This window comes from Photobacterium sp. J15, assembly GCF_963870815.1.
GTDB lineage: Bacteria > Pseudomonadota > Gammaproteobacteria > Enterobacterales > Vibrionaceae > Photobacterium > Photobacterium marinum.
The window spans coordinates 1294602-1307021 of the sequence record NZ_CAWMUI010000002.1; the positions used below are offsets into that span (position 1 = coordinate 1294602).

Sequence of the window (12420 nt, forward strand, 5' to 3'; positions counted from 1 at the left end):
TAAATAGTTTTTAGCGCGCCTACCTAACTACAGATAGAAAAAAGGGCTTGCTGTATAGCAAGCCCTTTCTGACAGATTTATCTAACTTTGTGGATTAACCTTTTACACCACCGGCTGTCAGGCCACCAACCAGGAACTTCTGAGCCAGCAGGAATACCGTGGTAATCGGAATTGCCGATAGTACTGCCGCTGCCGCGAAGTCGCCCCACAGGTAGTTCTGAGGGTACAGGTACTGCTGCATACCTACTGCAAGAGTGTAGTTTTCTACATCACTCAATAGCAGAGATGCTACCGGTACTTCTGTTACCACACCGATGAACGACAGGATAAATACAACCGCAAGGATTGGCACAGAGAGTGGCAACAGTACCAGGCGGAATGCCTGCCATGGTGTTGCGCCGTCCAGTGCAGCCGCTTCTTCCAACGACCCGTCAATCGTTTCGAAGTAGCCCTTGATTGTCCATACGTGCAGTGCGATACCGCCCAGGTAAGAGAAAATCAGACCACCGTGAGTGTTCAGCCCCAGGAACGGAATGTACTGGCCCAGACGGTCGAACAATGCGTACAAAGCTACCAGAGCCAGTACTGCAGGGAACATCTGGAAAATCATCATCCCCTGAAGGATGGTGCTCTTGCCCTTGAAGCGCAGACGGGCAAATGCATAAGCACTGGTCGTTGAAAGCGCTACGATGATGATTGACGTAATACCTGCCACTTTCACTGTGTTCCACAGCCATAGCAGAACAGGGAACGGTGGTGGTGTAATACTGCCATCTTCGTTTGTTACCGGAAAACCAAGCGCTAATCGCCAGTGATCCAGTGTCGGGTGGCTAGGAATTAACTCACCGCCAGCGAAGTTACCTTCACGCAGTGAGATCGCAATGATCATCAGCAGCGGGAAGATGGTTGCAGCAAGGAACAGGCACAGACCAAGATGCGTCGCCCAGACCCGGTATTTTAATGACTTAGGTTGAACCATTGGCATGACGTCTCTCCTTAGTCTTGTGATAGCTTGGTGAATTTCAGGTTAAGTAGCGCCATACCACCAACCAACAGGAAGATAATGGTTGCGATTGCACCCGCCAGACCGAAGTCCTGACCGCCGCCACCTTCGAACGCGATACGGTAGGTATAACTTACCAGCAAGTCAGTGTAACCAGCAGGCTCTGAAGTACCCACCATGTTCGGGCCACCCGCAGTCAATAGCTGAATCATTACGAAGTTGTTGAAGTTAAAAGCGAAACTTGCAATCAGTAGCGGTGTCAGCGGTTTGATCAGCATTGGCAGCGTAATCTTCATAAAGTTCTGAACCGGACCGGCACCATCAATGGCAGAGGCCTCATACAGATCTTCAGGAATCGACTTCAACAGACCCATACACAGAATCATCATGTAAGGGAAACCAAGCCAGGTATTAACAATAACTACCATGATCCGAGCCATCACAGGATCTGAGAACCAGGACGGTTTAATACCGAACATTGCATCCAGCAACATGTTGATTTCACCAAAACTCTGGTTAAACAGACCTTTGAAAATCAGAATCGAGATAAACGATGGTACCGCATACGGAAGGATCAGAAGCACACGGTAGATGCCACTGCCTTTCAGTGGTTCCCACTGAACAATACAAGCCAGAACCATACCTACAGCCAGAGTCAGCGCTACGGCAAGGAATGCAAATACAACTGTCCAAACGAAAATGCCGAAGAATGGTTCCTTGATACCGTCATCTTTCATAACGCGCTCAAAGTTAGCACCACCGACACCAACAACGAATCCCGGAGAAATTGGCTCACCAACAAAGTTACCATTCTCATCAACAGGCTGGTAGTAGCCAATTTCCATGTTTGGCATGAAGATCTGCTGAGTCTTGTTGTTGATCATGGTCAGACCGTCTTCCTGAAGGGTGAACAGCGGAGCTTCAGCTGCGAACTTACGCAGGCCGCTCATGCGGATTTTTTCACCTTCAGGCATTACCAGCTCAACCTTCGACAGGTTGGAACGGTTCTTAACGATCGCCTTGATCTTCTCTTTCTCTCCCTGAACGCCATCAACATCACGCAGCGTCATAGGATCTGCAAACGGATTGGCAATGTCGAACACATCAGAAGCCAGCAGCTCACCATTTGCATTAATTACCAGTTGATGGCCATTGTCGACTTTGTACAAGTCGAATTTATAGCTGTCACCAGACTGGAAAGTACGTTGATGCAATACCGACTGAGTACGCTCCAGTGACAACTGGTTCGACGCACTGTAGTTAGTAAATGCAAGCCCAACGGTATAAATCAGTGGGAAAATAATGAAAATAAGCATCCCTGCGATACCAGGGAAAATGTAGCGATGGGCGTATGTTCTTTTACTGCCGAAAATAAAAAGAGCAAGTGCTGTTAGAACAACGGTAAGAAGTGCAAAGGCGATTTCACCTTTTGCATACATCAAAACGGTAGCATAACCATTAACAACACCGATCATGCCCAACAGTGACCACTTCAGCCACTTACGATAATCAAATTTCGGACTTTCTGTTTCCTGTTCCAAAAGTCCTGCACCTTGAACTGACTGCATCTCAGCTCCTTGCTAGCAAAAAATGACGATAAAATGGGGAGAGTTGCCCCTCCCCGCAAAAAAGTTACTTAAGCATGTGGCCTGCAGCTGCATCCAGCGCGCCATCGATGTCCTGACGGCCATCAACAACGTTCTTGATTGCGTTACCTTCTGCGTACCAGAATGCAGTCATCTGAGGAACGTTAGGCATGATTTCGCCGTTCATCGCATTATCCATAGTTGCTGCGATGCGTGAATCACTGTCCAGTTTCTTCTGGAATGACTTAAGTGCTACTGCGCCCAGTGGTTTGTCATCATTCACCATGCCCAGACCTTCGTCAGTCAGCAGGTAGTTCTCGATGAACTCAACCGCAAGATCCTGGTTTGGAGATGCAGAGCTGATGCCCGCAGTCAAAACACCAACGAATGGCTTAGATGGGTTACCGTTCAGCTTAGGCAAAACTGTTACGCCATAGTTGATGCCAGACTTCTCAACGTTCCCCCAAGACCATGGGCCGTTGATTGTCATTGCTACGTTACCTTTGTTGAACTCGGCTTCAGAGATGCTGTAATCCATATCTGGCGAGATCACTTTCTTGTCAACCAGTGACTTGATGAAGTTCATACCACGCTTCGCGCCGGCATTGTTAACACCAACATCTTTCACGTCGTAACCGTTCGCAGTGAATTTGAACGCGTAACCACCGTCAGCTGAAATTACCGGCCATGTGAAGTACGGTTCTTTCAGGTTCCACATGATGGCTTTCTTGCCGTCTTTCTGAAGCTTCTTGTCCAGAGCTTCAACTTCTTCCCAGTTCTTAGGTGGGTTTGGAACTAGGTCCTTGTTGTAAATCAGAGAAAGTGCTTCTACTGCAACCGGGTAGCCAATGTACTTACCATCGTACTGCACTGCATCCCAGGTGAAATCGATGATTTTGTCTTTCAGCTCAGCGGATGGCTTAATCTCTTTAAGCAGACCCGCTTTTGCGTAACCACCGAAACGGTCGTGAGCCCAGAAAACGATATCCGGACCATCACCTGCCGCCGCTACCTGAGGGAACTTCTCAGACAGGCCGTCAGGGAAAGCAACTGTTACTTTTACACCCGTGTCTTCTTCAAACTTCTTACCTACTTCTGCCAGGCCGTTATAGCCTTTATCGCCGTTAATCCAGATAGTCAATTGACCCTCTTCAATCGCAGCATTTGCGTGAACTGAACCAAGAGCAGCAAGGGTACAAAAAGCTACAGTGCTGAGGACTTTCTTCATTTTTAACATCCTTCATGATTGTTATATCTCATGCTCCAGAACCGACTCTGCAGCATAATTTTCAGTGTGTATCATCCATCAGACATGAGCACTCAGCATCATCCTACGCCCTACGCCCCCTAAGCCTTAGATATAAAAGCGTGATCTTCGTCGTTTTGGTTAGTGACAGAGATCTAAAAACAACACCTGATTGTGATACAACGCACATGGTACTGGTAATAAATATCCTCATCAGCAAGCGAAATTACAAAGTGTGATCCAGGCACTCATCCCCCTCTCATCCACCTTTGAAATTATTAATAAGGAGGATGTTTACCTATGCCACCTGAGTAAGAATAGCGACATACCCAACGGGGTAGATGAAGATGCTTTTACTGTTCTGCTTACGCAGTTGATTTTCACAGTAACCACTTTTTTATTGGAAACGACAGCACCACTTTACTTCTTGGGGAAGTAAGTAAAGTGGAATTGGTCAGGGTAGCAGTTCATTCCACTGCCTGAATGCAACATGTTTGCTACCCCTTTTTTTTCTTCACTGCACCGAATAAAAAATTCTTTACCCGTGAGGCCTGGCGTGAATATCATTCCGCATAGAGAAGCCTTGCTGGCTACAACAAACTTAGAGGAATAGGCTCGATGGCGAGTGTCACTTTACGAAATGTATGTAAAGCATATGGAGATAACCTGATTTCAAAGAATGTTGATCTCGATATTGCTGAAGGCGAATTCGTTGTTTTTGTTGGTCCATCAGGCTGCGGTAAGTCGACCCTTCTTCGTTGTATCGCTGGTTTGGAAGACATTACTTCCGGTGATCTATACATCGGCGAAGAGCGCATGAACGACGTTGCACCATCTGAACGTGGTGTTGGTATGGTTTTCCAGTCATACGCGCTTTACCCACACCTTAACCTTTTCGACAACATGTCTTTCGGTATGAAGCTAGCCAAAGCGGACAAAGCCGAAACCAAACGTCGTGTTGACCATGCAGCAGACATTCTTCAGCTGGGTCACCTTCTGGAGCGTAAGCCAAAAGCCCTTTCAGGCGGTCAGCGCCAGCGTGTTGCCATCGGCCGTACCATTGTTTCCCAGCCAAAAGTATTCCTGCTGGATGAGCCGCTGTCTAACCTGGATGCAGCACTTCGTGTACAGATGCGTATCGAAATCGCCAAACTGCACAAGCAACTGGGTTGTACCATGATCTACGTTACTCACGACCAGATCGAAGCAATGACCATGGCACAGAAAATCGTGGTTCTTGATGGCGGTTATGTTTCTCAGGTGGGTAAACCTCTTGAACTGTACCACTACCCGCAAAACCGTTTCGTAGCCGGTTTCATCGGTTCACCAAAAATGAACTTCATTAGTGTGTTCATTGAAGAAGTGGAAGATGAACGCGTGATGGTTCAGCTCGCTGACGGTAATACCTTCTGGATCCCGGTTGACGGCACGTCTGTGACTAAAGGCGACCGTATGTCTCTGGGTATCCGACCTGAACACCTGGTTCCGGCTGAAGAAGGTGATGCAAGCGTTGAAGGTAAGGTTCAGGTAGTAGAAAAGCTTGGTTACGAAACTCAGGCTTACCTGCACCTTGATAACGTGGATGCTGACTTCATCTATCGCCGCCCGGATACGCTGGACGTAGAAGCAGGCGATAGTTTCAAAGTGGGTATTCCTGCTCACCGTTGTCACCTGTTCCACAGTGATGGTCGCGCATGCCGCCGCCTATACAAAGAGGCTGGTGTATAAACATCAACTCTGATTGACTACCTGTAGTAGAAGCGCTGTTCCAGATTACTGGCAGCGCTTTTTTTGTGCCTTAATAAAACCAGTGATCATTCAATAACCGATTTTCCGTCGTTGTATCTTGAAGACACCAAATACTTTCATCAGCTGTTACTGAACAAAAGTGACAACATCCAATGTAAGTTATTGATTGACCAAGATGCAGTGCATTGTGAAGACGCGTGGGCAAAACGTTACCCCGAAATGCTCAAAATGTTCTATATCAATAACGCCTGAGAATGAGTGGAGCCCTACTCCCGTCACTTCTAAAATTACAATGCGCATCGGTGATCCTAACGAGCACCAGTTGCGTAGTTTGGGACTGGTTGGTATGAGATATCTATTGATGGAGGATCAGTACATGAGCAGCCGCGACAGAATCGAAGATATCGAGCAAAGAATTTTTATGGCCTATCAGGAAGGAAACTACCAGGAGGCCAAGGCTCTGGAAGCAAAAATCAAAAAACTCAGAGGAAAAAGTACCATCAACCAATACGATGAGCGAGACCCCTATTCAATGGAAGGTAAAGTCTTTGATGACGACGACTCAAGCCAAAGCTAAATTCAGAGCAGATGTCTGTCTCTAATATCCGGCAAAGATGAATTATAAAAACGCCGCGGTCCCCTGTTAAATAATGGACTGCGGCGTTTACATTCCTGAACTAAGGCCAGATTATTAATCTGACAAGTTAGTCCATTGCCTTTTCCAGATTGCTCACTTCAACCTGTTGTTGCAAAACATGATTAGCAAGAAGTACCGGGAATTTACGCTGTGTATCAGGCTGAGCAAATTTCAGCTCGCCAATCTCAGGCTGGTAACTCTGTTGAATACAGGTTAACGCAACTTCCTCACCATTTAGTTCAGCTTCTGTTTTCTCTGGGTTAAACACAACCATTGCTGGCAAAGAGCTACTTTCGATTGATAGTAAGTACTTAGCTTTATCTTTTGCTGTAAGCACAATATCCAGTGCAGTATCAGCTTCACTCTGATAGTTCAGACGATAACTTTCGATGCCGTTTGACTGGCGTTTAAACGCAACCGACAGTGCATTATCAGCCCCAAAACGTAAATTGGCATCAAATGCCTGCCATGATGACGGCAGACTTGGTGCCAAATTCAGTTTACCTGCCAGCAAATCCGGCGCAAAACCAACATAATCCTGATAACCGTTACGGGTAAATTCTGAAACAGACCAGGCTTGTGCATACGTGCCGGTAGTCGTTATCTCGCCCTTATCATTAAGGAAAGCATCCAGGTTCTCACTCATAGCACCGCGATGGCCAATAGCCAGGATCTGCTGTGACAAATTCTTCGTCAGCTCATAGGCGAAATCGGTATAACCATATTTCAGCAAGCTGGTTACGGTGAAGCCCGCATTCCAGCCCCAGATAGTACCGTTATGATAAGCCGCATCCTTATGGTATTCCTCACGATTTGCATGATACGGATGGAAAATTGGATCCTTCTGAGACAGCGAAGTAATACCCCATGGGAACAGTAGCTCACTGACTGCATTCTTGACGATATTGGCACCAATGGTTTTATCCACCAGCTCACCATCAAAAGGTACTGTCAGCGTCATCAACTGGTTTGGACGAATCTGCAAATCACGATTTTCATCAGCGTGCAGGCGATCTGCCAGCAGAGACAGCTCATCATCCCAAAACAGTTGTTGGAAGCTTGCCTGCACTTTTTCAGCCATCGTCAGATAGTGCTGTTCACCTTCCTCATCCTGATTTAGTTTCGCCAGCTCAACCGCCACCTTCAAGCTGGTATACCACAATGCCTGAATATCATTAGCACGATTACCACGTGCAGACCATGGCAACTTACCTTCAAGCTTGGCATCCATCCAGGTATCCGGATCACGGTGGGTCATTAAGCCATGCTGATCCAAGTAGTTTTTCTCGATGCCATCGATGTAGGTTTTCACAACAGGATAAATCGAACGGGCGTAGTCTTTATCGCCGCTGTAACGCAGATAATCCCAGACCTCACGTACCATCCACGGCGTACCGTCTGTCGTGTTGTAAATGATATTGGTCAGGCTGGTCACCCGGTTAGGAATCCGGCCGTAGTTGATATTGGTGTTATCTTTCAACTGCATAGAGGCAAAGTTATCGATAATGCTCTTGGCATCATCAAAATCACCATTTACCAACGTAATACCCGGCACCGCGATAAATGAATCACGTCCCCAGCAATCCTTAAACCAAGGCAGGCCAGCCCAGATGCCTTTGCCAAACTCATTGGATACAAAAACTTTTCCTGAAGCCTTGGCCCACATCAGCGCACGGTTATATTCCAGATCCGAAGTCCAGATATAAGAATGAGTCAGCATGTCGTATGTCTGCTGCTGATGCATGACATAACCATCCTGCTCTAGCAACTGATTTGCTCCGGCGATGGCTTCCTCTTCTGTCTCAGCAAAAGCCAGATACACGGTCAGACTGATTTCATCGCCCAGCGTCTCAATCACCGGCTTCACATGATTGCCGTTCAGGTGCATCACCTCATTAAGGGCTAGCATCTCAGAAAATGTTGCTTCTTTGAAACGGAACGGTTTGTCAGCACAAATCGCAATAAACGATGGTGTATTTTCCTGCCGTAGCGAAGAGTCCAGCGCATAAACCACACCATTATCGAAAGTACGCACAGAAGAAACATTAAGCCCTAAATTCAGCTGTGGAGCCAATGCCAGTCGTGCCGCCAGCGGAGAGCAGACAGTCAGAGCCGCGGCACGTTGCTGGCTGAACAACATAAAGGTATCGCTGCTGTGGTTAGCGTATTGATGAGTGATACCGTAAGGCAGAATATCAGCTTCAGGAGCCATACATTTGTCGTTGATCTTGCCATCAACAAATGAGGCGAATGTCCCCAGATACCAGCCTTGCTTATGTCGATATTTGCCAGCAGCAACAAAGCCGTGTGTGACGCCTTCAAAATAGCCGTCCACATTATCACCGAACACAAACGGAACACTTTCCTGAGTCTTAATTGCCAGATGATCAAACAAAACATCCGGAGCCAAAATAGGATCCTGCTTTGCCTGAAGCTGCTTATGAGGAGCCGTTACTGAAATTTCAACTTCAACCAACTCTCTTTCAGGTTCAACATCAGAGTTCTCACCACCAGAGGCAATAAGCATAACCGGACCTTTATCCTGAACCTGCTCCTGAACTTTAAGCGTAATGGTATATAAGCCAGTTTCAGGAGCCAGAAAAGTCAGATCATTACCGATCCCTTTTGCCGGAACCAAAGCTTGCTCCTGATCGAGCTTGCATACCACCGATTTATATTTATCAGCCGAAAAAGTGAGTTCTTCACTACCCTGCTGATCTGAAATCTTAAAGCTGTGCAGGTCGGCTGAAAGGCAGATCACTGCCTGATAACACCCGTCTCCCGTATAAACCATCGGAGTATCATCACCCCATCCGTTAAAAGTACCTTTGACATACAATTGCTCACTGTATGGAGCCTGCGCTAACCCGTTCACATCTGTTCCTTATCAACCGTCGCCATGGCATCAAAGCTTGCCATTCAGGACAAAAATACGTTTTTACAAACAACAATGCGCAGACCAGGCTGCGCATTGATAAGTCAGGTTAAATTCCTCAACCTTTTAATTACTTAATTTGTGAAGCCGCTGTATCCAGAGCTTCTTTTACAGTCTGACGACCCAGCAATGCATTTTCGATTGCCGCACCTTCAGCAAACCAGTACGCCGTCATCTCAGGGATGTTTGGCATGATTTCGCCGTTTTCAGCGTTAGTCATAGTTGCTGCAATTCGGCTGTCTTTTTCCAGAATCTTCTGGAATGACTTCAGTGTTACCGCACCCAGAGGTTTGTCATCGTTCACCATCTTCAAACCTTCATTGGTCAACAGATAGTTCTCGATAAACTCAACGGAAAGATCCTTGTTCGGGCTGGCAGCATTGATACCAGCACTCAATACACCGACAAACGGGTTAGATGCACCACCGTTCAACGTTGGCAATACAGCAACACCATAGTTCAGCTTCGATTTTTCCAAGTTACCCCATGACCACGGACCATTGATGGTCATCGCCACGTTACCTTTGTTGAACTCAGCTTCCGATACGGCATAGTCCATATCCGGTGAAACCACACCTTTCTTGGTAAGATCAACCAGGAAGCTCAGGCCAGCGATACCCGCTTCGCTGTTAACGCCGACTTGCTTACCGTCAAAGCCAGTTTCTGTTTTCTTGAAGGCATAACCGCCGTTAGCGGAAATCATCGGCCATGTGAAGTAGGCGTTCTTCACATCCCACATGATGGCTTTCTTGCCTTTGGCATTCATCTGCTTCTCGATTTCAACCAGCTCTTCCCAGGTCTTAGGTGGCTCTGGCAGCAAATCTTTGTTGTAAATCAGGGACGGAGATTCAACCGCAACCGGGTAACCCACCAACTTGCCTTCGTAGGTCACCGCATCCCAGGTGAAATCGACCAATTTGTTCTTAAACTCGTCTGACGGATGAATCTCTGCAAGCAGACCGGCTTTGGCGTAACCACCGAAACGGTCATGCGCCCAGAAGATAATGTCTGGACCACCACCTGTTGCCGCTACCTGCTGAAACTTTGCTTCAAGGGATTCCGGATACTGAACGTTTACCTTCACGCCGGTATCTTCTTCAAACTGACGACCGACTTCAGCAAGACCGTCATAGCCCTTATCACCGTTAATCCAAATCAGAATCTCGCCTTCCTGCATAGCTGAAGCCGCCATAGGAAACGCAAGCGCTGCAGAAAGCGAACATAGGGTCAGAGTTTTAAACACTTGTTTCATGATCAATTCCCGTTAATCTCGATTGTTATTTTTATCAACACGTGCATTCTCCTCCCCCCGAGGAGGATGAGCATCCTCCCCCCTACTACGCCCCCCGGATGTTTAAATCAACTCTGTGAAACTGAACACGTTCTGTTGGTCTGAAAAAAGAAAAGCCGCTGAAAATCAGCGGCTTTAACGTGGTTATTTTTACTATCAAACTAGTCTAACTGATAGATTTTCGCAGCCAGTGGCGGCAGCATAATCTCAGCGTCACCAATGCCTTCAACAACAGATAAAGTGACGCTTTCATTACCATAAAGCTGCTCTGAAAGCAGATACTCACCGTCACCAACCTGCCAGGTTTCCAGCAAATCAGCAGGCAGTTTAACCTTCACTGCGCCCTGATCGACATCTGCGAAATTAGCCACAATGAGCAATTTTTGTCGCTCATCAAAACGAGTAAAGCAGAACAAATGCTCATTGTACTGCTGACTATGCTGACGGTTATAACGGTGCAGTTCCTGATAAGCTCCGGTCATGGCAGTGTTTGTCAGTGAGAAGTTCAGCAGTCGCTGATAAAAATCACGCAATTCACGTTCTTTATCGGTCAGCTTACCACCATCAAACTCACCACCGTTCATCCAGCGCTGGTGGTTCGGTACGCCGAAGTAATCAAAAATCGTGGTGCGGGAGTGCAAACCGAAACCGGCATCGTCAGAAGCGGGCTCACCAACTTCCTGCCCGAAATAGATCATAGTTGGAGACGTGCTTAGCGTAGTTGATACCAGCATTGCAGGCTTACCTTTTTCGGCACATCCTGCAAACTCCGGACTTGCAAGACGTTGCTCATCATGGTTGTCAAGAAAGTGCAGCATATGATGCTCGATATCCATCAGCTCGTTCTGTACGCCAACGATGTCATCTGTTGAGCCTTTACCCTGCATGATCCGTTTCAGGGTGTCGTACAGATCAACTTTGTCATAGAGGTAATCCATCTTACCAAGGTGGATATAATCCCTGTAAAGATGCGGCTGATAAACCTCAGCCATCAGGAATGCATCAGGATTGACATGTTTGATCGACGAGTTCATGAAGCTCCAGAACTCAACCGGCACCATTTCAGCCATGTCATAACGGAATCCGTCAACACCCATATCAAGCCAGTACAACGCAATATCCCGGAATTTTTTCCAGGAGTCCGGCACTGTTCTTTCCTGCCAGAACTGATAATGAGCCTCATGATCCTGATGCTCATACCCTTGTGGCAGTTCATCGAAATCTTTAATGCCGTCAGGGCTTACACCATAATTGACCTTTACGGTTTCATACCAGTCATCAAACTGTGGCTGAGCCAGTCGAGAACCGTTGCCTGTCCATTTAGCCGGAAACTCTTCATAGGCTTCAGCCAAATCCGGATGTGCCTCACCACCAAGAGGCTGATAACCATTTTTGGCTTCAGGCACCTGAAAAGCTTCACCCGGAATATAGTAGAAGTTATTGTCGCGATGATAATCAACTGATGTATCATCCGATGCTCCGAAGTCTTCAACACCTTGAGGATTGGTCATCCCCTGATAACGGCGGGCAACATGGTTTGGAACAATATCAATGATCACTTTCAGACCATTACGATGACTACGCTCAATCAATGCCTTGAATTCTTCCAGGCGATTTGCAGGATCCACCGCGAGATCCGGATTCACGTTGTAATAATCCTTAACAGCATAAGGTGAACCGGCGCGTCCTTTCACCACACTCGGATGATCAGACGAAATGCCGTACTGGCTGTAATCCCTGACCAACGCATGATGCGGTACGCCGGTATACCAGATGTGGCTGACACCCAGCTTTTGGATTTCCTGTAAGGCTTTGTCGGTAAAGTCATTAAATTTACCGACTCCGTTTTCTTCGATAGTTCCCCAAGGCTTGTTGGTGGTATTTGTATTGCCGAACAAGCGAGTAAAAACCTGATAAACAACGTGTTTAGCAGGCACGTTTGATTTTCTTAATTCAGTCATGAAATATCAACT

Annotated in this window: 8 protein-coding genes; 2 read left to right on the top strand and 6 right to left on the bottom strand. The window is 46.9% G+C overall.

Annotated features, from left to right (window positions below):
- Positions 1–94: 94 nt before the first annotated feature.
- From malG to malE (AACQ93_RS22820), 3 genes are all read right to left on the bottom strand, one after another.
- Positions 95–985: a maltose ABC transporter permease MalG gene (gene malG, locus AACQ93_RS22810; protein WP_064609140.1), complete on the bottom strand. Its 891-nt coding sequence runs from the start codon at positions 983–985 to the stop codon at positions 95–97.
- Between the two features lie 11 nt (positions 986–996).
- Positions 997–2571: a maltose ABC transporter permease MalF gene (gene malF, locus AACQ93_RS22815; protein WP_064609142.1), complete on the bottom strand. Its 1575-nt coding sequence runs from the start codon at positions 2569–2571 to the stop codon at positions 997–999.
- Positions 2572–2635: 64 nt separating this feature from the next.
- The gene (gene malE / locus AACQ93_RS22820) at positions 2636–3817 is read right to left on the bottom strand and encodes a maltose/maltodextrin ABC transporter substrate-binding protein MalE (RefSeq protein ID WP_007462499.1); all 1182 of its coding nucleotides are present in this window, start codon (positions 3815–3817) and stop codon (positions 2636–2638) included.
- A 636-nt stretch (positions 3818–4453) separates the two neighbouring features.
- Here malE (AACQ93_RS22820) and malK point away from each other — a divergent pair.
- Both malK and AACQ93_RS22830 read left to right on the top strand, forming a co-directional pair.
- The gene (gene malK / locus AACQ93_RS22825) at positions 4454–5563 is read left to right on the top strand and encodes a maltose/maltodextrin ABC transporter ATP-binding protein MalK (RefSeq protein ID WP_064609144.1); all 1110 of its coding nucleotides are present in this window, start codon (positions 4454–4456) and stop codon (positions 5561–5563) included.
- A 367-nt stretch (positions 5564–5930) separates the two neighbouring features.
- Entirely contained in the window at positions 5931–6161 is a 231-nt protein-coding gene (locus AACQ93_RS22830; RefSeq protein ID WP_232323383.1) for a hypothetical protein, read from the top strand.
- Positions 6162–6288: 127 nt separating this feature from the next.
- Here the strand turns inward: AACQ93_RS22830 and AACQ93_RS22835 are convergent, their stop codons facing one another.
- The 3 genes from AACQ93_RS22835 to AACQ93_RS22845 form a co-directional block, all read right to left on the bottom strand.
- Complete coding sequence (locus tag AACQ93_RS22835; RefSeq protein ID WP_064609148.1) at positions 6289–9096, bottom strand: amylo-alpha-1,6-glucosidase; 2808 nt, start codon at positions 9094–9096, stop codon at positions 6289–6291.
- Between the two features lie 130 nt (positions 9097–9226).
- Positions 9227–10408: a maltose/maltodextrin ABC transporter substrate-binding protein MalE gene (gene malE / locus AACQ93_RS22840; RefSeq protein WP_007462511.1), complete on the bottom strand. Its 1182-nt coding sequence runs from the start codon at positions 10406–10408 to the stop codon at positions 9227–9229.
- 200 nt (positions 10409–10608) lie between these two features.
- Entirely contained in the window at positions 10609–12408 is a 1800-nt protein-coding gene (locus AACQ93_RS22845; RefSeq protein WP_064609150.1) for an alpha-amylase family protein, read from the bottom strand.
- Positions 12409–12420: the final 12 nt, after the last annotated feature.

Bases quoted from the DNA above. Each gene is read 5' to 3' on its own strand.
- malG (WP_064609140.1), bottom strand. From the start codon at position 985: ATGCCAATGGTTCAACCTAAGTCATTAAAATACCGGGTCTGGGCGACG.
- malF (WP_064609142.1), bottom strand. From the start codon at position 2,571: ATGCAGTCAGTTCAAGGTGCAGGACTTTTGGAACAGGAAACAGAAAGT.
- malE (WP_007462499.1), bottom strand. From the start codon at position 3,817: ATGAAGAAAGTCCTCAGCACTGTAGCTTTTTGTACCCTTGCTGCTCTT.
- malK (WP_064609144.1), top strand. From the start codon at position 4,454: ATGGCGAGTGTCACTTTACGAAATGTATGTAAAGCATATGGAGATAAC.
- AACQ93_RS22830 (WP_232323383.1), top strand. From the start codon at position 5,931: ATGAGATATCTATTGATGGAGGATCAGTACATGAGCAGCCGCGACAGA.
- malE (WP_007462511.1), bottom strand. From the start codon at position 10,408: ATGAAACAAGTGTTTAAAACTCTGACCCTATGTTCGCTTTCTGCAGCG.
- AACQ93_RS22845 (WP_064609150.1), bottom strand. From the start codon at position 12,408: ATGACTGAATTAAGAAAATCAAACGTGCCTGCTAAACACGTTGTTTAT.